The sequence below is a fragment of the Embleya sp. NPDC005575 genome (assembly GCF_040605455.1).
Lineage (GTDB): Bacteria > Actinomycetota > Actinomycetes > Streptomycetales > Streptomycetaceae > Embleya.
This window is the reverse complement of sequence record NZ_JBEXCV010000005.1, coordinates 1-24946: the sequence shown is the minus strand read 5'-3', so window position 1 is coordinate 24946 and position 24946 is coordinate 1. Positions and strand designations below refer to the sequence as shown.

The 24946-nt window shown below is 70.3% G+C and carries 24 protein-coding genes; 13 read left to right on the top strand and 11 right to left on the bottom strand.

Going from position 1 to position 24946, the window contains the following annotated elements:
* Nucleotides 1-16 precede the first annotated feature (16 nt).
* The gene (locus tag ABZS54_RS02575) at nucleotides 17-949 is read right to left on the bottom strand and encodes a hydrogen peroxide-inducible genes activator (RefSeq protein ID WP_355530060.1); all 933 of its coding nucleotides are present in this window, start codon (nucleotides 947-949) and stop codon (nucleotides 17-19) included.
* Between the two features lie 227 nt (nucleotides 950-1176).
* Here ABZS54_RS02575 and ABZS54_RS02570 point away from each other — a divergent pair, with 227 nt between their 5' ends.
* Nucleotides 1177-1548: a hypothetical protein gene (locus ABZS54_RS02570; RefSeq protein WP_355530057.1), complete on the top strand. Its 372-nt coding sequence runs from the start codon at nucleotides 1177-1179 to the stop codon at nucleotides 1546-1548.
* Complete coding sequence (locus ABZS54_RS02565) at nucleotides 1463-1762, top strand: RICIN domain-containing protein (RefSeq protein ID WP_355530332.1); 300 nt, start codon at nucleotides 1463-1465, stop codon at nucleotides 1760-1762. Before ABZS54_RS02570 ends, ABZS54_RS02565 begins: the two co-directional genes overlap by 86 nt.
* 73 nt (nucleotides 1763-1835) lie before the next feature.
* On the opposite strand, the gene ABZS54_RS02560 is transcribed toward ABZS54_RS02565, so the two are convergent.
* Nucleotides 1836-2549, bottom strand: a complete 714-nt coding sequence (locus ABZS54_RS02560) for a DUF1707 domain-containing protein (RefSeq protein ID WP_355530054.1) — start codon at nucleotides 2547-2549, stop codon at nucleotides 1836-1838.
* 9 nt (nucleotides 2550-2558) lie between these two features.
* A complete protein-coding gene (locus ABZS54_RS02555; RefSeq protein ID WP_355530051.1) occupies nucleotides 2559-3896 on the bottom strand; it encodes a PLP-dependent aminotransferase family protein in 1338 nt (445 codons plus the stop codon).
* 188 nt (nucleotides 3897-4084) lie between these two features.
* Between ABZS54_RS02555 and ABZS54_RS02550 the strand changes: the two genes are divergently transcribed.
* The 7 genes from ABZS54_RS02550 to ABZS54_RS02520 all read left to right on the top strand — a co-directional run bounded on the left by ABZS54_RS02550 (nucleotide 4085) and on the right by ABZS54_RS02520 (nucleotide 9570).
* The gene (locus ABZS54_RS02550; RefSeq protein ID WP_355530048.1) at nucleotides 4085-5098 is read left to right on the top strand and encodes a DMT family transporter; all 1014 of its coding nucleotides are present in this window, start codon (nucleotides 4085-4087) and stop codon (nucleotides 5096-5098) included.
* Nucleotides 5099-5126: 28 nt separating this feature from the next.
* Nucleotides 5127-5786, top strand: a complete 660-nt coding sequence (locus ABZS54_RS02545) for an RNA polymerase sigma factor (RefSeq protein WP_355530045.1) — start codon at nucleotides 5127-5129, stop codon at nucleotides 5784-5786.
* Nucleotides 5783-6502, top strand: coding sequence for a hypothetical protein (locus ABZS54_RS02540; RefSeq protein ID WP_355530043.1), 720 nt, complete (start codon nucleotides 5783-5785; stop codon nucleotides 6500-6502). The genes ABZS54_RS02545 and ABZS54_RS02540 overlap by 4 nt, the downstream gene beginning before the upstream one ends.
* Nucleotides 6503-6560: 58 nt before the next feature.
* A complete protein-coding gene (locus tag ABZS54_RS02535) occupies nucleotides 6561-8231 on the top strand; it encodes a fumarate hydratase (protein ID WP_355530040.1) in 1671 nt (556 codons plus the stop codon).
* 407 nt (nucleotides 8232-8638) lie between these two features.
* The gene (locus ABZS54_RS02530) at nucleotides 8639-9157 is read left to right on the top strand and encodes a DUF6879 family protein (protein ID WP_355530037.1); all 519 of its coding nucleotides are present in this window, start codon (nucleotides 8639-8641) and stop codon (nucleotides 9155-9157) included.
* A gap of 33 nt (nucleotides 9158-9190) precedes the next feature.
* Nucleotides 9191-9421 (top strand): recombinase family protein, encoded by a 231-nt coding sequence (locus ABZS54_RS02525; RefSeq protein ID WP_355530035.1) that lies wholly within the window; start codon nucleotides 9191-9193, stop codon nucleotides 9419-9421.
* Nucleotides 9418-9570 (top strand): helix-turn-helix domain-containing protein, encoded by a 153-nt coding sequence (locus ABZS54_RS02520; RefSeq protein ID WP_355530032.1) that lies wholly within the window; start codon nucleotides 9418-9420, stop codon nucleotides 9568-9570. Before ABZS54_RS02525 ends, ABZS54_RS02520 begins: the two co-directional genes overlap by 4 nt.
* 39 nt (nucleotides 9571-9609) lie before the next feature.
* Here the strand turns inward: ABZS54_RS02520 and ABZS54_RS02515 are convergent, their stop codons facing one another.
* The 4 genes from ABZS54_RS02515 to ABZS54_RS02500 all read right to left on the bottom strand — a co-directional run bounded on the left by ABZS54_RS02515 (nucleotide 9610) and on the right by ABZS54_RS02500 (nucleotide 14410).
* On the bottom strand, nucleotides 9610-9909 hold the full coding sequence (locus ABZS54_RS02515) for a hypothetical protein (protein WP_355530329.1): 300 nt from the start codon (nucleotides 9907-9909) through the stop codon (nucleotides 9610-9612).
* 237 nt (nucleotides 9910-10146) lie between these two features.
* Nucleotides 10147-10596, bottom strand: a complete 450-nt coding sequence (locus ABZS54_RS02510) for a MarR family transcriptional regulator (protein WP_355530029.1) — start codon at nucleotides 10594-10596, stop codon at nucleotides 10147-10149.
* Complete coding sequence (locus tag ABZS54_RS02505; RefSeq protein ID WP_355530027.1) at nucleotides 10593-11066, bottom strand: MarR family transcriptional regulator; 474 nt, start codon at nucleotides 11064-11066, stop codon at nucleotides 10593-10595. The genes ABZS54_RS02510 and ABZS54_RS02505 overlap by 4 nt, the downstream gene beginning before the upstream one ends.
* Nucleotides 11067-11194: 128 nt before the next feature.
* The gene (locus ABZS54_RS02500) at nucleotides 11195-14410 is read right to left on the bottom strand and encodes a BTAD domain-containing putative transcriptional regulator (RefSeq protein WP_355530024.1); all 3216 of its coding nucleotides are present in this window, start codon (nucleotides 14408-14410) and stop codon (nucleotides 11195-11197) included.
* Between the two features lie 265 nt (nucleotides 14411-14675).
* Here ABZS54_RS02500 and ABZS54_RS02495 point away from each other — a divergent pair, with 265 nt between their 5' ends.
* On the top strand, nucleotides 14676-14906 hold the full coding sequence (locus tag ABZS54_RS02495; RefSeq protein WP_355530326.1) for a WhiB family transcriptional regulator: 231 nt from the start codon (nucleotides 14676-14678) through the stop codon (nucleotides 14904-14906).
* A gap of 7 nt (nucleotides 14907-14913) precedes the next feature.
* On the opposite strand, the gene ABZS54_RS02490 is transcribed toward ABZS54_RS02495, so the two are convergent.
* Complete coding sequence (locus tag ABZS54_RS02490) at nucleotides 14914-16971, bottom strand: MDR family MFS transporter (protein ID WP_355530021.1); 2058 nt, start codon at nucleotides 16969-16971, stop codon at nucleotides 14914-14916.
* Nucleotides 16972-17167: 196 nt separating this feature from the next.
* Nucleotides 17168-18199 carry a class II fructose-bisphosphatase gene (gene glpX, locus ABZS54_RS02485; RefSeq protein ID WP_020556582.1) on the bottom strand — a complete coding sequence of 344 codons (1032 nt, stop codon included), beginning with the start codon at nucleotides 18197-18199 and terminating at the stop codon, nucleotides 17168-17170.
* A 214-nt stretch (nucleotides 18200-18413) separates the two neighbouring features.
* On the opposite strand from glpX, the gene ABZS54_RS02480 reads away from it, so the two are divergent.
* Both ABZS54_RS02480 and ABZS54_RS02475 read left to right on the top strand, forming a co-directional pair.
* On the top strand, nucleotides 18414-18938 hold the full coding sequence (locus ABZS54_RS02480) for a DUF4245 domain-containing protein (RefSeq protein ID WP_355530018.1): 525 nt from the start codon (nucleotides 18414-18416) through the stop codon (nucleotides 18936-18938).
* Between the two features lie 470 nt (nucleotides 18939-19408).
* Nucleotides 19409-22051, top strand: a complete 2643-nt coding sequence (locus tag ABZS54_RS02475) for an immune inhibitor A domain-containing protein (RefSeq protein WP_355530015.1) — start codon at nucleotides 19409-19411, stop codon at nucleotides 22049-22051.
* Nucleotides 22052-22166: 115 nt separating this feature from the next.
* Here ABZS54_RS02475 and ABZS54_RS02470 read toward each other — a convergent pair whose 3' ends face one another.
* Nucleotides 22167-22421: an exodeoxyribonuclease VII small subunit gene (locus ABZS54_RS02470; RefSeq protein WP_355530012.1), complete on the bottom strand. Its 255-nt coding sequence runs from the start codon at nucleotides 22419-22421 to the stop codon at nucleotides 22167-22169.
* Nucleotides 22422-22461: 40 nt separating this feature from the next.
* Nucleotides 22462-24828: an immune inhibitor A domain-containing protein gene (locus ABZS54_RS02465; protein ID WP_355530323.1), complete on the bottom strand. Its 2367-nt coding sequence runs from the start codon at nucleotides 24826-24828 to the stop codon at nucleotides 22462-22464.
* On the opposite strand from ABZS54_RS02465, the gene ABZS54_RS02460 reads away from it, so the two are divergent.
* Nucleotides 24725-24946: hypothetical protein (locus ABZS54_RS02460; RefSeq protein ID WP_355530009.1), on the top strand; the 222-nt coding region annotated here is incomplete at its 3' end. The genes ABZS54_RS02465 and ABZS54_RS02460 overlap by 104 nt on opposite strands.

The following is a 24946-nucleotide window of genomic DNA, read 5'->3' as shown; positions in this document are numbered from 1 at the left end:
CGTGCGGACCGGGACCCTACTCCACCACCCGCACCGGTAGCCCGCCGACCGCGCGCCGCAGGGCGACCGCCAGGTTCGCGAACTCCTCGCCCCGTCCCGTGCTGGAGCGCAGCACCAAACCGATGCGCCGGTACGGGGCGGGTGCGGCGAACCGGGACACCGCCAGTTGTGAGCCCGGCCGGGTCTCCACGTCGATCGCGGTCTGCGGCAGCAGGGTGACGCCCAGGCCGCCCGCGACCAGCTGGACCAGGGTGGGCAGGCTCGCGGCGCGGGTCGCGCCGGCCTCGCCCGCACCCACCTCGCGGCACACGTCCAGGGCCTGGTCGCGCAGGCAGTGGCCCTCGTCCAGAAGCAGCACGTCCAGGCCGCGCAGCGCGGAGCGCGGCACGTCGGACCGGCTCGCCAGCTCGTGTCCCTCGGGCACGACCAGGGTGAAGTCCTCCTCGTAGAGCGGGATCTCCTCGACGCCCGAGATGCCGGAGGGCAGCGCGAGGAGCAGCAGGTCCAGTCGACCGCCGGTGAGGCCGTCCAGAAGCGAGCCGGTCTGCTCCTCGTGCACGTACAGCCGCAGCTCCGGGTATTCCTCGCGGACCAGCCGCAGCAGCGCCGGCAGCACGTACGGGGCGACCGTGGGGATCACCCCCAGGTGCAGCGGGCCGGTGAACGGGCGACGTGCGGATTCCGCCTCGTCGACCAGATCGGCCAGCGCGTCGAGTACCCGCCGGGTGTGCCGTGCGACCCGCTCGCCGGCGGGGGTGAGCAGGACCCGGCGCGTGGTGCGCTCCACCAGCTGGGTGCCCAGCGCCTCCTCCAGCGCGACGATCGCTCCCGAGAGCGCGGGCTGGCTGGTGCCCACCGCGGCGGCGGCATCGCGGAAGTGCAGGTGGTCGGCGACCGCGGAAAAGGCTCTGAGCTGCGACAACGTCGGCGTGCGAGTGCTGATGTACATCACCTGTCGAATGGGTGCGGACGGTCGATGCCACTGTTCTTCCACGATAGGGCAACCGCTTCGATCGGCCCGGAAGCGCACTCGCGGCCGGCCGGCGCGGGCGGGGTTGTCAGGCAAATGCCTTCATTTCCCGTCTACCCACCGGTAGCTTTCTTTCGCTTCACAGTGCCCAAGTCCCCTTTGGGTGGCTCGTGCGTGTTCCTTCCATGCCACGAAGGCGAGGGTGCATGTCCACATTCGAGCGTGTGCGCAACAAGGTCCTACCGGTGGCGCTGATGGCGACCCTGATCGGCCTCACCGGCGGCCTGCCGGGGCAGGCGGCGGGCGCGACCGCGGCCGGCCCCGCGGCCATCGCGCTGTCCCCCCAACTGGAGGCGATCCGGCAGAGCGAGGCCCAGGCGCTGTACGGGAGCACCGGGGTCAAACCATTGGCCGAGCGCAAGACCTCGCTGATCTCGCTCGGCGACAGCGAGATCCAACCAGAAGTGGTGGCGCAACCCCGCCACGGGTCAGCTGCACAGCCTCAAGGACCCGGCGTTCTGCCTCGACAATCGCGGGGCCACGGCGCCGGGGGCCGGGATGGGCATCTGGCGCTGTGACGACGCGCACGGCGCGTATCTGAACAACCTGCGCTTCGACGTGGGCGCGGACGGCCGACTGGTCAGCCGGGTCTCCGGGCTGGTCGCGACCGCGCCGGCTGCGGGCAACGGCGCGGTCACCCAGCAGCCGGCCGGTGCCTCGGCCACGCAGCAGTGGACGGCGGGCGCCTCGGTGTCGCTGCCGTACTCGGTGATCCCGTACGACGCCTACTGATCCGGCGTCGAACACGCGGCCCCCGCCCCGAGCACGGGCGGGGGCCGTGGTGCGCCGCCCGGTTCGGAGCGGGTCAGTCCGAGTCCTTGCGGAAGCGGTCGCGCTCCGGCTCCCCCGGGTACTTGCGGAAGCGGTCGCCCGCGTCGCCGGGTCGGGGCTCGCCGTCGAACTCGCGCCGGCGCTGTTCCTTGCGGCGCTTCGCCTTGACCATCACACCACCCATGATGGCCAGGCCCTTGACCACCACAACGGGTGCGCGCGGATCGTCGGTGTACTGCTCGTGCACGTCGAAGCCACCCATGAAGCCGAACCCGTGATCGCGGACGGTCACCCCCTCCGGGATTCGGATGTCGATGCCGCCCCAGAGCGCGAACACGTTGATCACCAACTCGGGTTCGTCGAACACCGCGTCGGTGAGGTCGATGTCCACGCCGCCCATCACCGCGACCGCGTTCAGCTTCGAACCCGCGCGCCAGCGGCCCTTGCGGGTGGAACTGCTCCAGAACGCGAACATGTTCGACCGGGCCGGGTGGGGCGGCACCGTATTGGCCGCTGCGGGCTCGTAGCCGATCGGGCCGGGCGTCGGGAGATCGGCGATCAGCGGTTCGAGTTGACGCAGCGTCTTCGCGGCCAGCGCCGCGTCCACCCGCTCCGCGTGTTCGTCGGCGGTCAGGCGGCCCTCGGCGAGCGCGTCCCGCAACACGTTCACGTAGCGGTCGCGGTCGGCGTCGGAGGCCCGCAACTCCGGAGTGGGCGGCTGGGCTCGACGCTCTGGGCTGTTGTCCACGGGGTAAATCTAGCTCGGGGGCGCAACGGCGGGGAGTACGGACCGGGCGAGCAGTCGGACCGCCTCGCGCAGTCGGTCGGGCGAGAGCCCGGCGTAACCGATGATCACCGCGGGCGGGCCGCCGGCGAACACACGCATCGTGGCCATCGGCTCCACCCGCACGCCGTGCTCCCGGGCCCGCCGCGCGGTGGCCGATTCGTCGGAGCCGGGCGGGAGTTCGACGTAGAGGTGGATGCCTGCGGCGATGCCGTGCACGCGGGCCGCCGGCAGGTGCTCGGCGAGCGCCTCGGCCACCGCGTCGCGGCGGATCCGGTAGTGCGCGCGCATCGTGCGTAGGTGGCGCTCGTACGCCCCGGTGGCCAGCATCCGGACCAGGGTCAGCTGGGGGAGGGTGGCCGAGCCCAGGTCGGCGTTGGTCTTGAGGTCGTGGATCCGCTCGATCAGCGGGGCGGGCAGCACCGCCCAGCCCAGCCGCATCCCGGGCGCCAGCGCCTTGCTGGTCGAACCCAGGTGCACCACCCGGTCCGGGGCCAGACCCTGGAGGCAGCCGACCGGGTCGCGGTCGTAGCGGAACTCGGCGTCGTAGTCGTCCTCCACGATCAGCCCGTCGTGCGCGCGGGCCCAGTCGACCAGGGCCGCGCGACGGCGGGGCGACAGCACCACGCCGGTGGGGTACTGGTGGGCGGGGGTGACCAGCACCGCGCGGGCGCCGGTGCGGGCCAGCGCGTCGACGTCGATGCCCTCGGCGTCGGTGGGGGCGTACGCGACGGTGAGGCCGTGGGTGGTGAAGATGCCGCGCTGGCGATCGCTGGAGGGGTCCTCCACCGCGAGTACGTCCAGGCCGAGCCGGCGCAGCGCCTGGGAGACCAGGGACAGGCCCTGGGCCACGCCGTTGACCACCACGATGTGTTCGGGGCGGGCCTGCGCGGCACGGACCCGGCCCAGGTAGTCGCTCAGCGCGACGCGCAGTTCGCTCGTGCCGGAGGGACCGGGGTAGTCGAACGCGGCATGCGGGGCGGTACGCAGCACGTGCCGGGCCGCGGCCGACCACGCGGCGCGCGGGAACGCGGACAGGTCGGGCACGCCGGGCTTGAGGTCGTGGGTGATCGGGATCGTCGGATCGCAGCCTGCCGGGTCTGCCGGCTGCGGCGCCGTGCACGCCGCGGTGACCCGGGTGCCGGAGCCGTGCCGCGAGGTCAGATAGCCCTCGGCGACCAGCTGCTCGTACGCGTCGACGACCATGCCGCGGGAGACGCCCAGGCTCTCCGCGAGCGCCCGGGTGGACGGCATGCGAAAGTCGGCCGGGAGTCGGCCGGAGCGGATCGCGGCTCGCAGGCCAGCCTGCACCTGGGCGCCTAGTCGGCCTGCGGATCGGTCGAGGTGGACGAGGAGTTCGCGCACTCGGGACACCTGCCCTCGGGGTTCGGGAGCCGGGTGGTCCGTCGGCGACCTGTCGGCGATCCGGAATTGGTCCGGTTTTTCGGCTCGGAAGTGGCTCTGTCGAGGAATCCACCGGCTTCCTAACGTTACGTCACATGAAGTCCTCCTCGATGTCCCCCCGCTCGATCGGCCTGGTGTGCGCTGCGTCCGCACAAGGGCTGATCGGTGCTGCCGCCGGCGTCTCCGCGGTGTTGTCCGACTATCCGGTGACCGGAGGCCAGATGCTCCGGTACGCGGTGGCCGCGCTCGTGCTGTTCGGGGTGCTGCGGCTGCGCCGGATCCCGCTGCTGCGGCCGACCCGGCGGGAGCTGGTCCGGCTGGGGCTGCTCGCGCTGTGCGGCCAGACCCTGTTCAACCTGTTCCTGTTCGCCGCGCTGGACCGGGCGGATCCGGCCACGGTGGGCAGCATCCTGGGCGCCACGCCGCTGCTGCTGGTGTCGGCCGCGCCGGTGCTGGGCGGGCGGCGACCGAGCCGGTCGGTGCTGCTCGCCTCGCTCGTGGTGGTCGCGGGGGCGGCGGTGGTGCAGGGGCTCGGCGGTGGCACGGCGCTCGGGTTGTTGTTCGCGTGTGGGGTGGCGCTGTGCGAGATGGGCTTCACGCTGATCGCGGTGCCGCTGCTGCCCCGGCTGGGGGCCTGGCGGATCGCCGCGTACGCGACCGCGATGGCGATTCCGCAGATGCTGGTGGTCGGGGCGTTCACCGACGGCACCGAGCTGATCCGGATGCCGTCGGGGACCGAGCTCGCCGCGCTGCTCTACCTGGCGCTGCCGCTCACCGCCGGGGCGTTTTTGCTGTGGTACTCGGCACTGGCCCGGATCGAGCCGGAGCGGGCCGGGCTGTTCATGGGCCTGGTGCCGGTGACCGCGGCGATGTCCGGTCTGGTCCTGGGCACCGGCGCGCCGACCATGGGGCAGTTCGGCGGTGCGCTCCTGGTGGGGGCGGGCGTGGTCCTGGGCATGCGGTCCGAGCGCGGCGACCGGGCGAAACCGGAGGCGCCGGCGGAATCGGTGGCAGCGGCGGCACCGGAAACGGATGCATTCGGGGAGCCGGCCGAGGAAATTTCCGCGCGGCCCGCAACATCCGTGGGCCCGCCGCCCACAAACCGATGAAAACCTTCATCGGACCGAGGAGTGCGACTTGGACGGGCCCACTACCCGGGAGGTGACCGGGATCGCGCGCGACCCGGCCCTGCTGGAGGCGTTCTATCGGAGAAACATCGACGCGGTGAATCGTTTCGTGGCCCGCCGGGTCGGCGATCCGCACGTGGCCGCCGACCTGACCGCAGAGGTGTTCCTCGCCGCGCTGGACTCGGCGGCGGCCTACCGCGGTGGACCCGGCGGTGAGCGGGCCTGGTTGTACGGGGTGGCCCGCAACGTGATGGCGAGCGAGCGGCGGCGGGCCGCCCGGGAGGTGGACGCGTCACAGCGGATAGCCGGCCGGCGACTGCTCGACGCCGACGACCTCGTGCGGATCGAGGAGCGGCTGGACGCCGAGGCGGCGGCCCGGCGGATGTATCTGGCGATCGAGCGGTTGTCGGAGGCCGATCGTGCGGTGCTCGAACTGGTCGGCGTCGACGGGCTGGACGTGGCCGAGGCGGCGGCGGCGCTCGGCATTCGGCAGGTGTCGGCCCGGGTGCGGTTGCATCGGGCCCGGCGGCGACTGAGGCAGGAATTGCACACGGACCGGGGGCCGATCGCACCGGTGCCCTCCGGTGACCCGGGTACCGGGCACCCCCGACCCCGGACATATCCGCGGGACACCCCTGGGACGGCTTTGCGAGCGGAGGCGAAGGCATGAGCACCTTCGAGGATCGACTGCTGGACGAGTTGCAGAAGGTCGCCGCCGCCGGTGACGTGCCGGCCGAGGCCGAGCAGCCGCGCCGGCGGTTCGCGCGCAACCGGCGCACGGTGTTCGGCCTGGCCGCTTCGGTGCTGGTCGCGGCCGGCATTGCGATCGGTGGTGTCCCGCTCCTCGCCGACGGCTCCTCGGCCGAGGCCCAGCCGTTCAGCGTGATCAGGAAGGACGACGGGCGGATCCTCTTTCGAGTGGTCGAGTTCCGTAACGCCAAGGCGCTCGAACAACGACTCCGGGAACTGGGCGTCTCGGTGGTCGTGGACTACGTGCCGGTGGACAAGCAGTGCCGGGGGCCGCGCTTTCGCGAGTACGAGATGTCGGGCGACGACCTCACCGCGATCTACCACTGGGAGGATGCCAAGCCGAAGAACGGCGACCGGCTCGACGATGCCGAGATCGCCCACCTCGTCCAGGGCTGGCACGAACTGGTCCCCGGCCTGATCCCGCCGGGCACCACCCTGGTGATCAGCGAAGGGGTGAACGACGACGAGAAGTGGGGCGGAGCGACCGGTACGTACGCCCTGGCCATCGGCCCGGTGGCGCCCTGCGAGCTCGAACCCAGGCCCGGCTATCGTCTGCCCTCGAAAGAGGAACGCGACGCCCCGTACTCGCCCGGCGCGCACTACCCCCCGACCCGGCCGGCGACCTCGGCGCCGTGATCGGTTCGGGCCGCTCTACCCTGGACCAGGCCCCGTTACCGCATGAGTGAGGATCACGATGCCCGCCCCTGACAACACCTTCAGCGCCTACACGGATCTGCTGCCGCTGGGGGAGGACACCACGCCGTACCGGCTGCTGACCGCCGACGGCGTGTCCACGTTCGAGGCGGGCGGGCGTCGGTTCCTCAATGTCGATCCCGAGGCGATGACGCTGCTCGCGCGGACCGCGATGCGCGACATCTCGCACCTGCTGCGGCCCGGCCACCTGGCCCAGGTCGCGCGGATCCTGGAAGACCCCGAGGCTTCGGCCAACGACCGCTTCGTCGCGCTCGATCTGCTCAAGAACGCCAACATCGCCGCCGGCGGTGTGCTGCCGATGTGCCAGGACACCGGCACCGCGATCGTGATGGGCAAGCGCGGCCAGCACGTGCTTACCGACGGGCGGGACGAGGAGCACCTGTCCCGCGGCATCTCCAACGCGTACACCGAGCTGAACCTGCGCTACTCGCAGATGGCCCCGCTGACCATGTGGGACGAGAAGAACACCGGCAACAACCTGCCCGCCCAGATCGAGCTGTACGCGACTCCCGGCGAGGCGTACAAGTTCCTGTTCATGGCCAAGGGCGGCGGCAGTGCCAACAAGTCGTACCTCTACCAGGAGACCAAGGCCGTCCTGAACCCGCAGAGCATGCTGCGCTTCCTGGACGAGAAGATCCGCTCGCTGGGCACCGCGGCCTGTCCGCCGTACCACCTGGCCATCGTGGTCGGCGGCACGAGCGCCGAGCACGCGCTCAAGACCGCGAAGTACGCCTCCACCCGTTACCTGGACACGCTGCCCGGCCAGGGCTCGCCGCTGGGCCACGGCTTCCGCGACGTCGAGTTCGAGGCCGAGGTGTTGGCGCTGACCCAGCAGATGGGCATCGGCGCGCAGTTCGGCGGCAAGTACTTCTGCCACGACGTGCGGGTGATCCGACTGCCCCGGCACGGCGCGTCCTGCCCGGTGGCGATCGCGGTGTCCTGCTCGGCCGACCGTCAGGCGCTGGCCAAGATCACCGCCGAGGGCGTGTTCCTGGAGGAGTTGGAGACCGACCCGGCCAAGTACCTTCCGGACACCACCCACGAGGACCTGGACGACACCGTCGTACAGATCGACCTCAACCGGCCGATGAGCGAGATCCGCGCCGAGTTGTCCAAGTACCCGGTCAAGACCCGGCTGTCGCTGACCGGGCCGGTCGTGGTCGCGCGCGACATCGCGCACGCGAAGATCAAGGAACTGCTCGACGCGGGCAAGCCGATGCCGCAGTACCTGCGCGACCACGCGGTCTACTACGCGGGCCCGGCCAAGACCCCCGAGGGCTACGCGTCGGGTTCGTTCGGTCCGACCACGGCCGGCCGGATGGACTCCTACGTCGAGCAGTTCCAGGCCGCGGGCGGCTCGTTCGTGATGCTGGCCAAGGGCAACCGCAGCAAGCAGGTCACCGACGCGTGCAAGACGCACGGCGGCTTCTACCTCGGCTCGATCGGCGGCCCGGCGGCACGGCTGGCACAGGACTGCATCAAGAAGGTCGAGGTGCTGGAGTACCCGGAGCTGGGCATGGAGGCGGTCTGGAAGATCGAGGTCGAGGACTTCCCGGCCTTCATCGTGGTCGACGACAAGGGTCAGGACTTCTTCGGCCAGCTGGAACCGTCGCAAACCTTGATCAACCGCATCCCGGTGCGCAAGCCGTAGCGCTCCCACTGCACGCCAGGCGTCGCTCGGACCACGCTTGGACCTCTCGCCCCCGGCCATGCGTCGGGGGCGTCGTGCTTCCGTCAGGAAGCAAGGGCGGGGCACGCGGGTGTGGGGCCGAAGCAGGTTTCCCGTTCCGGAAAGTGAAGAAGCTTGACCCGGCATCCGGCGCCAAAGCAGCATCGGACGTGACGAAGAGCGGCCCACACGAGGGGGATCAATGGCGCTGACCAAACTTGTCAGTGATTGCCGAGAGGGGCCGTGTCCCACCTGGTGGCGGACAGAGGACGGGCGGTACATCGTCCAAGGGTTCAGGGTTCTGGATTCGGAGCGTCTTGCTCAGCTTGGCTTGCCTGAAAACGAAACAGCGGTAGAGGTGTCAGCGGAACTGCTTGAAGGATACTTTCGTGTTGCTGACCGGTGATGACTTCAACGATCTCTTTCGCTCGTTCGAAGCGTCTGCCTTCAAGATGGAGACCCGAGATTTCTATGATGTCGAGGGGGAGCGGACAGAGTTCCGCCTGTTCCTGGACGGCGGGCGGATGCCGGAAGAATGGCACGATAACCCCTGGGTTCGAGAAATCGTGGGCGCCGGCAAAACGATGAGTCGCGTTCATGTTCTTCGATCGCCTCTCACCGACTATCTTCGGTTCGAACTGGGATGGGGGTATCCCGGGAACATCGCAGCCGGTGAAAATATCCAAATTGTCGACCTGACGGAGAAGGCCGTGGATGGCCTCCCGGATCACGACTTCTGGCTCTTCGACGACAGTCGCATTTATCGCATGCATTACACCGATGGTGGAGAGTTCATCGGTGCTGCTCCGCTGGCTGATGAATCGCTGGAAACGTATCGCAGCTACCGAGATACGGCTCTCTTTCACGGAGAACCCTACCTGTCCTACTGGGCGCGGGCACAGGCTTGACCGGGGTCGAACTTTGACACCGCGTCGGGCAAGTTGGCCTTACGGCCGGAACTGGACAAGTGCCGGGCATTCCTCCGCCCCGGCGACACCCTCGTAATCACGCGCCTTGACCGGCTGGGCAGGTCTCTCTCACACCTGATCGAGCTGGTAGCGGAGTTGGGCAAAGCAGGGATCGATCTGAAGGTAACGGAGCAGAGCATCGACACGACGTCGCCGGGTGGGCGACTCGTCTTCCACATGATCGCTGCGGTCGCGGAGTTATGACAGAGACACAGATTCAGCCGGCGCGTCAGATGTACGACGCGAAGACCCACACTGTGCAAGAGATCGCCGACGCCTTCAACGTCGGCAGGGCGACCATCTACCGCCACCTGGAGAAGGACGCCCCGGACAGGACATCCGTCAACCTCTGAACTCTGTTCCACCGCCCTTGCGAGAGCGTGCGACTCAACTCACTCCATAACGGGACCGGCTGCCGAAAACCGCTGGCCCAGGGGCCTCTGATGACCGCATTCCAGCCGAGTGCCGTCGGCATCCACCACTGCGTAGTCGAGAACGATCCTGGCAGGGTCGCCGTTCTCGTAGAGCCACACGGTAATGCGATCCTTCGACACGAAGGTTTCGAACCAGACGTCGACGTTGTCCGACTCCGGCCCGACAGTGAAAGCCTCTCCAGGCTTCATCCAGTAGTCCTCGGCGAGCGGTTCGATGAAGAGACAGAGGTCGCTGCCACCCTCGTTCCCCACGGGCATCCTGTTGCGTCCCACTCGTCCCCCAAGGATCGCCACCTCACGAACGTCTACAGGCTAACCGAGGAGTCTTCTACCGCCCTTGCGGGCGCGCGTGGCGCTCCTGCCTACGCCCTGAACTGTTTGGCCAGTAAGAGGAACAAGGGTCAGGACTTCTTTGCCGACGTGACCGTGCCGACCTTCCGGATCAACCGGCGCGCCTGAGCTCGGCCGGGGGATCGGCCGTCGGGGGCCGAGGGCTCAGGGGCCGGTGAGTTCGGCGTTGATTCGGGCGGTGATCAGGGTCAGTACGCGGCCGGCGGTGGCCAAATCGTCGGCCGGGATGTCGGCGTAGGCCCGGCGCATGACCGCGCCGATCGCGCCGGCGATCTCGGCGTGGCGGGCCCGGCCGGTGGTGGTGAAGCCGATCCGGGTCGGGGCGTCGGAGGGTGCTTCCAGCAGGCCGGACTCGATCAGGTCGGTGATCGTGGTGTGGGAGGCGACGGCGTCGATCTTCAGGGCGCCCGATGTCCTGCGGGCGAGGTCGTCGCGCTCGACGGTGTCACTGCCCGTGCCGGCGAACTTGAGCGTCACCCACTGGCGGTAGTCGGCGCCCGTGCCGGCCAGGATGCCGTCCAGGACGGCCCGGTGCGCGTTCTCGGCTTGGCCCAGGATCTGCGGGTTCAGGGCGGGGGCGGCGGTGGTGGTCATGACTGCTCCTCGGGGTCGGTGTCGAGCGGTGTGCCGAGCAGGGCCGCCAGCTCGGCGGTGAATGCCTTGGTGCGCGGACTTCCCGGGCCGCCCAGCGGGGCCAGGAAACGTTCGTGCAGGTCTTGGACGATGGCGATCGCGCGACCGGTGACCTCGCGTCCGTGCTCGGTGAGCGTCAGCCGGATCGCCCGGCTGTCGGTGGCGTCCCGGGTGCGCTCGATCACGCCCGCGCCTTCCAGGGCCCGGGCCAGCTTGGAGACGTAGAGCGCCTCCATGCCTGTGTGGTCGGCGAGTTCGCGTTGGCTGGGGCGCCGTCCGGAGCGCTCCATGCCGTACAGCGAACCCAGCAGCGAGTACTGCGCGTGGGTCAGGCCCAGCGGTCCGACGGCCCGATCGACCGCCACCCGCCACTTCATCGACAGGCGCCAGACCAGGAAGCCGGGTGTCGCGCCCTCGGTTGCTGTACTCATGAGAAATACAGTACATGGCTACTATATACATGACTACTGTTTTCGAGAGTCGCGGCGCGGATGGCAGCGACGGCGGCGACAGCGACAGCGGGATCGCTCCGCGCCGATGCCGGCCCACGCCGGGTGTGTCACTCGCTCGCGCGGGCCGCCCGGATCGCTTCGTCGCGGGTCAGTGCCGCGCCCCGGGTGTAGTACGCGGTGAACTCGGGCCCGGTCACCGCGGCGCGGATTGCCGCCTCGGTCGCGAAGACGTCCGTGTCGACCCGGTTGCCGCCGCGCAGTACGGCGGCGGCGCCGAGCAGGAGCGCGGCCCGCCGTTCGTCCCCCGCGTGTGCCGCCGACTCGGCCAGGCCCAGTACGGCCGCCGCGGCGCCCACCGCGCTGGCCGGCGGGCTGAGCGCGGCGTCCAAGGCCGCGCGATAGTGCTCGTGCGCGGTCGCCCGGTCGCCCTCGGCGGCGGCGATCCGGGCCAGGCCGACCCAGGCGAGCGAGCGCGTCTCCAGGTACCACATCGCGGCCTCCGGGTCACCATGGAGGGCCTGGCGGTACAGCACGGTCGCCGCCGTCGGGTCGCCCGTCAGCCGGGCCACGTCGCCCAGACCGCGCAGTGCCATGCGGACCTTCAACGGCGCACCGGTGCGGCGCGCGAGCTCCTCGGCCCGGGCGAATCCGAGTCGGGCGGGCGCGGTCCGACCGGCCCGTAGATCCAGGTCGGCACGGCAGTTCAGGAAGTCGATCAGGTCCTCGATCGAGCCGAGCTCCGAGGCCAGTGCGATCGCCTCGTCGATCAGCTCGGCCGAGCCGGCGGAGTCACCACGCCAGTCGGCGAGTTTCGCGAGCGGTTCGAGGACGTTGGCAAGCCCCCACCGGTCGCCCACCGCCCGGAATCCGTCGGCCGCCGCCGAGAGCGGGCCGGCCGCCGCCTCGGCGTCGCCGATGAACAGCGCGAGATAGCCGGTGCCCAGCAACCCGACCGCGCGCGCCCACGGATCGTCGGCGGCCTGTGCCGCGTGCGCCTGCGAGTCGGACCGGTCGGGCCCGCCGACCAGGGCCCACTGCACCATCAGCGCGGGATGCCGCAGCGGACGGCGGATACCGCTCATGATGACCGCGGCCCGATCCAGCGCCGCATCGAGCAGGAGGCCCCCACCAGCCCCGGGAGCCGCCGCCGCGTTCACCACACACAACACGTACTCCTCGGCGAGGTCGGAGTTCGCCGGGAAGTCCGCGCCCGGCCTGATTCTGTTTGTCACCGCCGTGAAGAGTTCGGCCGAGCGGGACGAGTTGGCGCCGCGGGTGCCGCCGAGCCACCACGACCAGGTGAGGGCGGCGTGCAGGCGCAGCGCGAGTTCGTGGTCCGCGCCGATGGCCCAGCGCAACGCGGCGTCGGCGTTGCCCTGTTCGGCGGTGAGCCGGCGCAGCAGGGCGAGCTGGTCCGGGCCGCGCAGGCCCGCGTCCGCCTCGTCGGCCAGGGCCAGGAAATATTCGGCGTGCGCGCGCCGTACCCGCTCCTCCTCGCCGGCCTCGGCGAGCCGGGCCACGCCGAAGGCGCGGATCGTCTCCAGCATCCGGAACCGGCCGCCGTCCCCGTCCGCCACGGTGACCAGCGACTTCTCGGCCAGCCCGGCGAGCAGGTCGTCGGCCTCGTCCGTGGGGACACCGCACACCGCGGCGATCGCGGCCAACGTCGCGCCGCCGGCGAACACGGTGAGCCGGCGGGCGAGCGCGCGTTCGTCGGGATCGAGCAGGTCCCAGCTCCACTCGACGACCGCGTGCAGCGTGCGATGCCGAGGAGTCGCGGTCCGGCTCCCGCGCGAGAGCAGTCGGAACCGGTCGTCCAGCCGCGCGGCGACCTCGGCCAACGGCAGCGTGCGCAGCCGCGCGGCGGCGAGTTCGATGGCGAGCGGCAGTCCGTCGAGCGCGGCGCAGATCCGCGCCACGTCCGGCGCGTTGTCGGTGGTGATCGCGAAGCCGGGCCGCACCGCGGAGGCACGTGCGGCGAACAGCTCGACCGCGGGCGCCGCGCGCAGTGTGTCAAGGTCGGCACCGGCGGCGGGCAGTGCCAGTTGCGGCACCGGGCACAACACCTCACCGGTGATACCCAGCGGTTCGCGGCTCGTGGCCAGGATCCGGACCCCCGGGCAGCCGTCCAGCACCCGGTGCGCGAGCGTGGCCGCGCCGTCCACCACGTGCTCGCAGTTGTCCAGGATCAGCAGCAGCCGACGTTCGGCGAGCACCGCGACGATCCGCGCGCCGGGATCGCTCTCGGTCCGCGCGTTTACACCGCCCGCCTCGCGGATGCCCAGCGCCGCCGCCACCACGTGCGACAGCGCCGCGTCGTCGGCGGCCCGGGTGAGGTCGACGAAGCACACCTGCTCGACGGTGCGCGCGGCGGTCTCCACGGCGAGTCGGGTCTTTCCGGTGCCGCCGGGCCCGGTCAGCGTGATCAACCGCGCGCCGGCCGACCCGGTCAGCCGGGCCAGTTCGTGTTCGCGGCCGACGAAGCCGGTGAGCCGGCCGGGCGGCGCGGCGAACTCCGGCACCGGCAGCGGTGGTTCGGCCAGCGGCGCGCGCGGCGGCGGCAGCACCGGTGCGGGCGGCCCGCCGAGTTCGCCGCGCAGCACCGCGACCTGCACCGCGGCCAGTTCGGGGGAGGGGTCGGCGCCGAGCTCCTCGGCGAGCACCCGGCGCAGGTCCTCGTACACCTCCAGCGCCTCGGCCTGCCGGCCGCTGCCGCTCAGCGCCCGCATGAGCAGCCCGCGCGGACGCTCGCGCAGCGGGTGCGCGTCGACCAGGACGCGCAACTCCGGGATCGCCCCGCGCAGCCCGCCGAGCGCGATCTCGGCCTCGACCCGGTCCTCGGCCGCCGTCACCCGCAGCTCCTCCAGGCGGGTGGCCCGCGCGCCCGCGTACGGCACGTCCGCCAGCGCCGGCCCCCGCCACAATGCGACCGCCTCGCCGAGCAGCGCGGAGGCGGAGGGGTGTTCGCCCGCCGCGAGCGCCTGCCGACCGGCCCGAAGCAGCCGCTCGAACCGATGCGCGTCCACCGCCTCCGGATCCACCGCGAGCCGATATCCGGTCGTGTGGAACTCGATCGCCTCGACCTCGCCGGCATGCGGACGAAGCCCGCGGCGCAGCCGGGACACGTGCGACTGCAACGCGTTCGCGGCCCCCGCCGGCGGGTCCTCGCCGTACAGTCCGTCGATCAGTCGCTCGGTGGGCACGATGTGTCCCGCGTCCAGCAGCAACAGCGCGAGCAGCGCCCGCGCTCCGGGCCCGCCGACGGCGACCGGGCTCCCGTCGGGCAGTCGAACGTCCACCGGTCCCAGGATGCCGAAGATCATTGGGCGATTATCCCAGTCAGAGTAGGAACCTACCGAGCGTCCGCGGCGCGGGCGCGGCGTCGCGAGAGCCGGGCGGCCGGTCCCGGGGCGCGCGCCGGATGTCCTTGACGTTTCCTTACGGTTACTTGTCGTCGCCTTGTCGTGCCGGCGCGCATGGGTGGGATCGACTCGGGTAGGCCTCCGACACACCCGACCCGAGGAGAGCAGCGTGACGGAACCGATCGACATAGTCCGCGGAACCCGCACCGCGACCTGGACGCCCCCGGTGGCCGGCGCGTGTGCGTCCGCGGATCGGCAGTTGTTTCTCGGTTACCCCGGCGAACCCGTCGTCGCCCGTCTCGCCCGCGAGGAGGACGCCAAGCGCGTCTGCGCGCGCTGCTCCGTCCTGCTCGAGTGCCGTGCGAGCGCGCTGGCCGAAAGTGCTCCGGTCGGCGTCCGCGGCGGCCTGACCGCGAACGAGCGCGGCGCGGTGCGTCGCCGCCGTGCCCATCACTGACCCGGCGTCAACTCGCGTGCCGGTCCGCCTCGCCGACGATGTGGTCGCGCGGGGTGTCCGTGGTCAGCCGGGCCAGCTTGTGCAACAGCGCGGTCAGTTCCTCGGATTGCTCCGGTGACCAGTCCGCCATCACCTCGGTGAGGATCTGTCGACGGGCCTCGACCAGCGCCTCCAGCGTCTCGTGGCCCTTGGCGGTGAGCGTCATGGTGCCCTCGCCGAGCCGCTCGATGAAGCCGGCGAAGGTCAGTTCGTCGGCGTACCGGCGGACCCGGTCCTGGGACTCGTGGAGTCGGCCCGCGAGGTCGGGGATGGAGATGGGGCCCAACTGGTCGAGTTGTACGAGGCCGTAGGCGCAGGGCACGGACAGGTTCACGCCCGAGCGTTGGAGCATGCGTTCGTAACGGGACCAGCCGTTCTCCCGGCGCACCATCTGCGCCATCGCGCGCTCGATCTCGTCCACCGAACTGCGCGAGGTCGGCGACATCAGCGGCGTGCGCTCGGTCTCGCGGGTGGCCTCGCGCAGCGGGACCTCCTGGAGCAGGAAGGACAGCAGGAACGCGACCAGCACGACGCAGGAGGCGACCAGGAACACCGTCTGCAACGACTGGGCGTAGGCGTGGACGAAGCCGGTCTTGGACGCGGGCGGCAGCCTGTTCAGGTCGGCCGGGTTGATCGCGGCCGACGATCCGGGGCTGGTTCCCGGCGGCATGCCCTCGCCGCGTGCTGCGGCCTCCCGCAGGTGCACCGTGAGCCGGTTGTTGAAGATCGTGCCGAAGATCGCCGCGCCGAACGAGCCGCCGATGGACCGGAAGAAGGTCGCACCGGCGGTGGCCACACCCAGGTCCGCGTAGGGCACCGAGTTCTGCACGGCGAGCACGATCACCTGAATGACCAGGCCCAGACCGATGCCGAAGACCAGCATGTACAGCGATGACGCGGCCGTGGTGGTGAACTCGTCCATCCGTGACATCAGGAACATGCCCACCGCCATCACGGCGGTGCCCACGATCGGGTAGATCTTGTATCTGCCGGTCCGGCTGATCAGTTGCCCGCTGAGGATCGAGGTGATCAGCAGGCCGCCCATCATCGGCAGCAGCCGCAGGCCCGATTCGGTGGGCGTGGCGCCGTTGACGACCTGCATGAACAGCGGCAGGAAGCTCAGTCCGCCCATCATCGCGAAGCCGACGATGAAACCGATGCCCGCGGTCACCGAGAAGATCCGGTTGCGGAACAGCTTCAGCGGCAGCACCGGCTCCCGCGCGCGCCGCTCGACGGCGACGAACCCGGCGAGCAACAACACCGCGGCCACGCCCAGTCCGACGATCTGTGCCGAGGCCCACGGATAGGTGGTACCGCCGAAGGTGCTGAGCAGGACCAGGCAGGTGGTGCCGCCGGCCAGCAGCGTGATGCCGAGATAGTCGATGCTCGGCCTGGTGTGCATCTCCTTGGTGTGCAGCGCGGCGGCGATCACCACCAGCGCGATCACGCCGATCGGCACGTTGATGTAGAACACCCAGCGCCAACTGAGGTGGTCCACGAAGAACCCGCCGAGCAGCGGCCCGGCCACCGAGGTGACCCCGAACACCGCGCCGAACAGGCCCTGGTAGCGCCCGCGCTCACGCGGCGGCACCACGTCGCCGATGATCGCCTGGGACAACACCATCAGGCCGCCGCCGCCGAGTCCCTGGATCGCCCGGAACGCGATCAGCTCGAACATGCCCTGGGCGATGCCGCACAGCACCGAGCCGATCAGGAAGATCACGATCGACGCCTGGTAGAGCTTCTTGCGCCCGAACAGGTCGCCGAGTTTGCCCCACAGCGGCGTGCTCACGGTCGAGGCGAGCAGGTACGCGGTGACCACCCACGACAGGTGATTGAGCCCGCCGAGGTCGCCGACGATGGTCGGCAGCGCGGTGGAGACGATGGTCTGATCGAGCGCGGCCACCAACATCCCGAGCATCAACCCGGTCAGGATCAGCCCGAGCCGGGGCGTCGCCGCGGTCTTCGCCCGGTTGCTGCCGTTGCCTTCGGCGGTCCTGGCATGCCTGCGGCGCGGCGCGCTCATCCGGGGCCTCCTTGATCGATGCTCAAGGAGAATCCCCACTAATAGGTACAAAATCCGCACCTATTAGTGGGACAGGAGGCGTGGGCCGCATGCACCCGAGCCTGTACTTCGAACGCCGACCGAGCCGAAATCAGCCCGGCCGGCGTTCGAGGCCACTCGGCCGAAGGCCGGGTCTCATATCCCCGGCCGCACGGCCCTAACGCGCGTGGTCGAAGTCGATCGCGCTGTACGCCCGCAGCTTCGCGAGCCGGTGCTGGCTGTCGATCTGCCGGATCGTGCCGCTCTTGGAGCGCATCACCAGCGACGACGTGAGCGCCGTGCTGGAGCGGTACCGCACCCCGCGCAGGAGTTCGCCGTCGGTGATGCCGGTCGCGACGAAGAAGACGTTGTCGCCGCGGACCAGGTCGTCGGTCAGCAGCACGCGCGACAGGTCGTGCCCGGCGTCGATCGCCTTCGCCCGCTCGGCCTCGTCCTTGGGCCACAGCCGGCCCTGGATCACGCCGCCCATGCACTTGATCGCGGCGGCGGCGATGATGCCCTCCGGCGTGCCGCCGATGCCGAGCAGCAGGTCGACGCCGGTGCCGTCCTTGGCCGCCATGATCGCGCCGGCCACGTCGCCGTCGGTGATGAACTTGATCCGGGCGCCGGCCTCGCGGATCTCCTTGACCATCGAGTCGTGTCGGGGCCGGTCCAGGATGCAGACCGTGACGTCCTCCACGGCGCTGTGCTTGGCCTTGGCCACCCGGCGGATGTTCTCCGCGATCGGCGCGGTCAGGTCCACCACGTCGGCCGCTTCCGGGCCGGTGACCAGCTTCTCCATGTAGAACACGGCCGAGGGGTCGTACATGCTGCCCCGCTCGGACACGGCCATCACCGCGACCGCGTTGTTCATCCCCTTGGCGGTCAGCGTGGTGCCGTCCACCGGGTCGACCGCGACGTCGCACTCGGGTCCGGAGCCGTCGCCGACCCGTTCGCCGTTGAACAGCATCGGGGCGTCGTCCTTCTCGCCCTCGCCGATCACCACGACACCGTTCATCGACACGGTGTGGATCAGGCTGCGCATCGCCTTCACGGCGGCGCCGTCCGCGCCGTTCTTGTCACCTCGACCGACCCAGCGGCCGGCCGCCATCGCGGCGGCCTCGGTGACCCGGACGAGTTCGAGTGCGAGGTTGCGGTCCGGGGCTTCCGGTGCGACTTCGAGCTGCGGAGGTACAGATTGGTCCGTCATCTGGCGGGCCTTCCTGTAGGGGAACCGGTCCGTAACCACGAGGGGTGCCCTGATCCCCCGGGGCCGTACGTCATCGCTGCGGGTGGCACGGCGATTGCGCGGCCCCGAGTCCGGACTGGTTCCAACGGGATTGCCCCGATGTTATCGGTGAGCGGTGGTATCGGTGCAGGTAGCCCGTGCAAAACGAGACGGCGCGCAATGCGACCATGGTCGGGTGGCGAGGAAGTCGGGTCGAGAGACCGTTCGGGACATGGTTCTTTCCTTGGGAGCGTGCGGCCTGGTGGTCGGCGCGCTATTCCTGGTGGCGCCGCACAGCGGCGCGGATCCGGTGAAGCGGGTGTCCTACGAACTTTCCTTCCGGCAGGCGGCCCGGGTCTCGCCGTACCCGCTGCTCGCCCCACAGGGGCTGAGCGAGCGGTGGCGGGCGACGTCGGTGAACTTCGAGGGGTTCGACCGCAACCAGACCACGTGGCACATCGGCTTCATCAACCCCAACGACAAGTACGCCGCGGTCGAGCAGACCAACGGCTTCACCGACGAACTCGTCCGGGACAAGGGCAAGCGCGGGCAACCGATCGGCAACCGGGACGTGGCCGGTGAGCAGTGGAAGGCCTACGACGGTTCCAAATATCGCTCGCTGGTCCGGGTGCGCGACGGCGTGACCACGATGGTCACCGGCAATGCGACTTTCGAGGATTTGACCGTTCTCGCCGCATCCCTGCGAACTGCCGCCGGCTGAGCCGAAAGCCGGCGGATCCGCCGGACGTATCGGGGCTACTCGGGCATTCGACTGCACAGGATGTACAGAGACCTGTAAAGATTCCGTAAAGACCACACGTCTTCCTCTGCCCCGCGCGTTACTCCCGCCCCTAGGGTCCGGAAGCCCGGCCGAACGTGTGTCGGCATCGTCGTGACCCGACGGTTGCCGTCGTATGTCCGCCGGGCTTTCCGAGTCGGCCCGACGTCGTGTGCGCTTGATCAGATCCCGCGCGACGTCGCTTTGCGTCCGGGGATCGCTCCCCGGTCGGAAAGGGGAGCACGTTGAGTCCAGCGATACCCGGGAGGGGCCCGACGCCTGCGATCGGCGTCCGGCGGGTCAAACGCCGTGTGGCATTGCTGTCCGTATCCGCGCTAGCGATCACGGGACTTGCCGCCACGACCGCCCCTTCGACCTCGGCCGCGCCTACGCGCGTCGACACGACACGCGCGGTGTGGAATCCGGGCCCCGAGGACCACTACGTCAACTCCGTCGACGCGGCTGTCGACACCAGTGCGCTGCCCGGCGATCCGGCCAAGGCCGCGTCGCTGAAGGCGCAGAACGCCGCGGCCGACCGCAAGAACTCCGACGGCAACCCCCGTGCCGCCGCCCAGATCAAGGCACTCGAGGCCGAGGCCGGGCGTACCGGCAAGAGCCCGGCCGAGATCAAGGCCGAGCGCAGCGGCAAGCCCGTCGACGCCAAGCAGACCGCGAAGTTGCTGACCGTCCTGGTCGAGTTCAACGACAAGGCCAACGACGACTTCTCGGGCTTCAAGCGACCGACCAGCGTTTCGGACCCGACCTGTGTCACCGAGCCCCCCGGCACCATCAAGAACGGGCCGCTGCACAATCAGATTCCGAACCCGGCGCTGAACCCGAACGACAACAACTCGCAGTGGGCGCCGAACTTCGACCAGACCCACTTCAACAAGATGCTCTACTCCAAGGAGGGCATCACCGAGCGCATGCGCACCGACCTCACGGGGCCGGACGGCAAGCCGGGCATCAGCCTCGCGGGCCAGACCATGCGCAACATGTACGAGGAGATGTCGGCCGGAAAGTACTCGGTTTCCGGCGAGGCGACGCCGTGGGTCAAGGCGCCGCACTCCGAGGCCTGGTATGGCGCGGGCGCCTGCGGCAACGCGCGGCAGGACAACAGCGGCAGCCCGGACAACCCGCTCGGCGCGCAGCGGCTGGCGATCGACGCGGTCGACGAACTGGCCAAGCAGCAGCCGAACTTCCCGTGGGCCGACTACGACAAGGAAGACCCGGGCGACGCCGACCACGACGGCAACACCCAGGAGTCCGACGGCGTGGTGGACCACCTGGTCCTGGTGCACGCGGGCAAGGACAAGTCGGCCGGCGGCGGCGCCGAGGGCACCTACTCGATCTGGGCGCACGCGAGCACCGTGCTCTTCGGCCACCAGGTGCCCGGCAGCAACATCAAGATCGCGAACTACATCGTGCAGCCCGAGGACTCCGGAGTGGGCGTGTTCGCCCACGAGTTCGGCCACGACCTGGGCCTGCCCGACCTGTACGACAACTTCAGCGCCGGCGAGACGGACCTGAACTTCTGGGACCTGATGTCGGCCGGTTCGCACACCGGTGCGCTGTTCCAGTCGCAGCCCGCGCACATGGGCATCTGGGACAAGTACGCGCTCGGCTGGCTGACCCCGGACCTGGTCAAGGTCGGTGACCGGCCCAAGGTCGCCACGCTGGGCCAGGCCGCCAAGACGCCCAAGGGCACCTCACGGGGTATCCGGGTGAACCTGCCGAACAAGCAGGTCCAGGTCGGTACGCCGCACGGCGGTCAGAACATGTGGTATTCCGGCCAGGACCAGGCTTGGGCCGACGTCCGGATCGAGCGGAACATCGCGGTGCCCGCGGGCACGGACGTGAAGTTCTGGATGTGGAACGACTACGTCATCGAGCAGGACTGGGACTTCGGCTTCGTCGAGGTGTCCACCGACAACGGTGCCACCTGGAAGCAGCTCGCGGTCAAGGACGAGTCCGGCAAGCTGGTCAGCACGCCGGCGGACTACCCGGACCCGACGAAGAACCTGGCCACGTTCCGCAAGACCAGCGGCCTGACCGGCGACAGTGGCGGGTGGCGGCACGACAACGTCGACCTGACCGCGTACGCGGGCCAGAACATCAAGCTGCGGCTGGACCTGAACACCGACGCCGCGTTCATGGAGAAGGGTTGGTTCGCCGACGACTTCTCGCTCACCAACGGCGCCACCACGGTGTGGTCGGACGACGTGGAGAGCGGCGACAACGGCTGGACCGCGATCAAGGGCACCAACGCGATCACCAGCGGCAACGGCTGGGGTCGGACCAGCGGCACCTTCGAGCGGGAGCAGTACTACCTGCTGGAGTGGCGCAACCTTTCCGGCTTCGACGAGGGCCTGAAGTACGCCTACACGTCCGGCGTGAACGGCAAGACCAACCGGGTCCCGTACAACGCACCGGGCATGCTGGTGTGGTTGCGCGACAACCAGTACCAAAACAACGGCGTCAACTTCAACATCGACAACGGGCCCTCGTGGGGCCCCAAGGGCGAGCTGTTGATCGTCGACTCGCACCCGGACCCGCTGCGCTACACCGGCGATGCCAAGGCGCAGTTCCCGCAGCCCGACCCGAACACTGCGAACATCGAGAAGCGGAACGTGTTCGCCAACCTCCCGACCCGGCCGCAGGCCGCGAACGCGGCGTTCGGCTTCGTCAAGACGTCGCCGTTCACGGACTGCATCCCCGGCACCGCCTACTGCACCTCGTTCCAGGCGCAGGCGCCGGTGACGCTGTTCACCGACACGCTCGGCTGGGCACCGGGCACCGAGCTCTACAAGGGCCGGGTCGTGCCGAAGGACCGCTACGGCTCGACCGTGGTCCCGGCGAAGGGGCCGTACACGACCAAGGTCACCAAGGCGGACGGTTCGCTGGACCGGGACAGCTTCGGCAAGCTCTTCCACGGTTCCGAACTGGGCACGGGCAACCCGGGCTTCGACAAGGGCTACGGCGTGACCGTGCTGCCGGTGCTCCCGCTGCCGGGCAACTCCGGTGCGGTGGTCTGGATCCTGCCGGCCCAGAAGTAGCTGCTCCACCCCTGATCACCCGCTGATGGTGTGGCCGGTGGTCGGGTGAACCGGAAGGGGCGCTCCCGAATTTCGGGAGCGCCCCTTCTGTCGTTCGCCGGCCGTCGCCGTCGGATCAGTCGTCCTCGTCGGACTCGTCCGACCCGGCTCCAGCGCGCTCGGCGCGGACCGCCGCGTCCAGCCTGGCCCGGGCGCCGTCGAGCCACTGCTCGCACACCACGGCGAGCTGCTCGCCGCGCTCCCACAGGGCCAACGACTCCTCCAGGGTGATACCGCCGGTCTCCAGGCGGCGCACGACCTCGATCAGCTCGTCACGGGCCTGCTCGTAGGCCGGTGCCTCGTCCGGCACGGATGCGGTCTGCTCGCTCATGCCGCCAGCTTAGGTCCCCCGACCAGGACCCGAGCGCGGCTCACGGCCGGGCCGAGGTGATCCGCACGGCGGCCCCGCGCTCCGGGTGCTCCCGCGACAGCGGCCCGACCAGCGTGGCCGAGGCGCCGTAGGCGAGGTCCGGGCCGGGATCGCCGGTGCCGAGCACGGAGCCCTGGTACGGGACTCCGTAGTGCGCCGGATCGGGCGCGCCGTCCGGCGTGACCACCCGGGTGCTGTACGGACCGCGCGCGGGCACCACGGTGGACCCGTCGGTGAAGCGGTCCACCGGCGCGCCGTCGACGTACTCGACCCCCGGGGCCCAGCCGCGGTCGTCGCCGAACGCGCGGACCGGCTCGCGGGCTGCGAAGTCCTGACACCACGCGCCGTTGCTGTGGCACGCGCCGAACGCCGGCGTGGGCAGGAAGCCGAACGCGGCGTCCGCGGACTGCGCCCGGCTCTCCAGATTCTTCCGGGGGTTGCTCTTGACCCGATGGTGCTCGCCCGCCTCGCCGGTCCACCGGCGCGGATCCGGATGCGCGTCCACGAGCAGCGTCCGACCCTTGGCGCCGTAGCTGGGCGGCGCGCTCAGATTGAAGTTCACGCCGTTGTTCTGATACTCGGCATCGCGCAGCCACACCAGCATGCCGGGTACGTCGTAGCCCAACCGGCGCACCCGCACGCCGTGGTCGTCGCTGTGCTCGGCGGTGTACGCGAAGTTCAGGCCCCGGTCGAAGCCGACCGGTGCGCGCCACTCCATCAGGTAGTACTGCTCGCGCTCGACCTCGCCGGAGGTCCGGCCCCAGCCGGCCCCGCGCGTCACGGTGCTGGTGCCCTTGACCGGGGTCCAGCCGTTGTCGCCGCTCTCCACATCGTCCGACCACACCGTGCCGCCGTCGGCGCCGCCGGTGAGCGCGAAGTCGTCGGCGAACCAGCCCTTCTCCATGAACGCGGCGTCGGTGTTCAGGTCCAGCCGCAGCTTGATGGCGCGGCCCGCGTACGGGGTCAGATCCACGTTGTCGTGCCGCCACCCGCCGGTGCCGCCGGTCAGGCCGTTGACCTTGCGCAGTTCGCCGAGGTTGCGGTTGGGGTCGGGATAGTCCGGCGGGGTGCTGACCAGGGTGCCCGCGTCGTCGTGCACGGCGAGCTGGCTCCAGGTCGCACCGTCGTCGGCGGATACCTCGACGAAGCCGAAGTCCCAGTCCTGTTCGATGGTGTAGTCGTTCCACATGGAGAAGGTCGCGGGTCCACCGGCGGGCACCGCGAGGTCGCGGACGATCCGGCCGTCCGACCATTCCTGGTCCCGCTCCGAGTACCACATGTTCGTGCCGCTGTGCGCGGTGCCGATCCGGACCCGCTCGTTCGGCAGGTTCACCCGCACCGCGTCCCCGGTGCCGGCCTGCGGGTCGGCGGCGGCGCCGAGCAGTACGGTGCGCGCGCCGCCGCCGACCGGGACCACGGGCGGATCGATCCAGCCCAGGACGTACTTCGACCACGCGCCCATGTGGGTGGGCATGGTCTGGAACAGCGGCCCGGCGTGCGAGCCGGAGGACATCAGGTCCCAGAAGTCGACGTCGGTGTCGCCGCCGCTGAAGTTGTCGTACAGGTCGGGCAGGCCCAGGTCGTGGCCGAACTCGTGGGCGAACACGCCCACTCCGGAGTCCTCGGGCTGCACGATGTAGTTCGCCACCTTGAGGTCGGTGCCCGGGACGGGATGCCCGCGCAGCACGGTGCTCGCGTGCGCCCAGATCGCGTAGGTGCCCTCGGCGCCGCCGCCGGCCGACTTGTCCTTGCCCGCGTGCACCAGCACGAGGTGGTCGATCACGCCGTCCGGCTCCCGGGTGTCGCCGTCGTTGTCGGCGTCGCCCGGGTCCTCCCGGTCGTAGTCGGACCACGGGAAGTCCGGCCGGGCGGCGGCCAGCGCGTCCACCGCGTCGGTGACGAACTGTCGTACGCCGCGCGGGTTGTCCGGGCTGCCGCTGTTGTCCTGGCGGATGGCGCCGCAGTGGCCCGCGGCGTACCACGCCTCGGAGTGCGGGACGCTCACCCAACCGGCCGCCTCGCCGCCGATCGAGTACGCGCCGTGCGACATCTCCCGGTACATGTTGCGCATGGTCAGGCCCGCGAGGTCGACGCCGGGCCGGCCGTCCGGGCCGGTCAGGTCGGGCCGGACCCGCTCGGTGATGCCCTCCTCGGAGTAGAGCATGCGCTCGTAGTGGGTCGGGTCGAAGTCCTTGACCCACAGCGTGTTGTTGTCCTGCCCGCCGATCGCCGGATCGGGCAGCAGGTTGTGCCGGGGGCCGTTCTTGACCGTGCCCGGCGGCTCGGTCACGCAGGTCGGGTCGGCGACACTGGTCGGTCGCTTGAAGCCGGAGAAGTCGTCGGCGGCCCTGTCGTCGAACTCGACCAGGACGGTCAGCAGCCGCGCGTCCTGCCCGGCCGAACTCGGCAGCGTGCCGAACCATGCGCTCCAGCTGATCGGCCGGCACGTCGATCAGGCCCTTGTCGGCCGCGTCCGGCACCGCAGC

What these genes read in the sequence shown, in the direction of transcription:
- ABZS54_RS02575 (WP_355530060.1), bottom strand. Translation starts at nt 949, where the DNA reads ATGTACATCAGCACTCGCACGCCGACGTTGTCGCAGCTCAGAGCCTTT.
- ABZS54_RS02570 (WP_355530057.1), top strand. Translation starts at nt 1,177, where the DNA reads ATGTCCACATTCGAGCGTGTGCGCAACAAGGTCCTACCGGTGGCGCTG.
- ABZS54_RS02550 (WP_355530048.1), top strand. Translation starts at nt 4,085, where the DNA reads ATGAAGTCCTCCTCGATGTCCCCCCGCTCGATCGGCCTGGTGTGCGCT.
- ABZS54_RS02540 (WP_355530043.1), top strand. Translation starts at nt 5,783, where the DNA reads ATGAGCACCTTCGAGGATCGACTGCTGGACGAGTTGCAGAAGGTCGCC.
- ABZS54_RS02535 (WP_355530040.1), top strand. Translation starts at nt 6,561, where the DNA reads ATGCCCGCCCCTGACAACACCTTCAGCGCCTACACGGATCTGCTGCCG.
- ABZS54_RS02520 (WP_355530032.1), top strand. Translation starts at nt 9,418, where the DNA reads ATGACAGAGACACAGATTCAGCCGGCGCGTCAGATGTACGACGCGAAG.
- ABZS54_RS02515 (WP_355530329.1), bottom strand. Translation starts at nt 9,909, where the DNA reads ATGCCCGTGGGGAACGAGGGTGGCAGCGACCTCTGTCTCTTCATCGAA.
- ABZS54_RS02510 (WP_355530029.1), bottom strand. Translation starts at nt 10,596, where the DNA reads ATGACCACCACCGCCGCCCCCGCCCTGAACCCGCAGATCCTGGGCCAA.
- ABZS54_RS02505 (WP_355530027.1), bottom strand. Translation starts at nt 11,066, where the DNA reads ATGAGTACAGCAACCGAGGGCGCGACACCCGGCTTCCTGGTCTGGCGC.
- ABZS54_RS02500 (WP_355530024.1), bottom strand. Translation starts at nt 14,410, where the DNA reads ATGATCTTCGGCATCCTGGGACCGGTGGACGTTCGACTGCCCGACGGG.
- ABZS54_RS02490 (WP_355530021.1), bottom strand. Translation starts at nt 16,971, where the DNA reads ATGAGCGCGCCGCGCCGCAGGCATGCCAGGACCGCCGAAGGCAACGGC.
- glpX (WP_020556582.1), bottom strand. Translation starts at nt 18,199, where the DNA reads ATGACGGACCAATCTGTACCTCCGCAGCTCGAAGTCGCACCGGAAGCC.
- ABZS54_RS02470 (WP_355530012.1), bottom strand. Translation starts at nt 22,421, where the DNA reads ATGAGCGAGCAGACCGCATCCGTGCCGGACGAGGCACCGGCCTACGAG.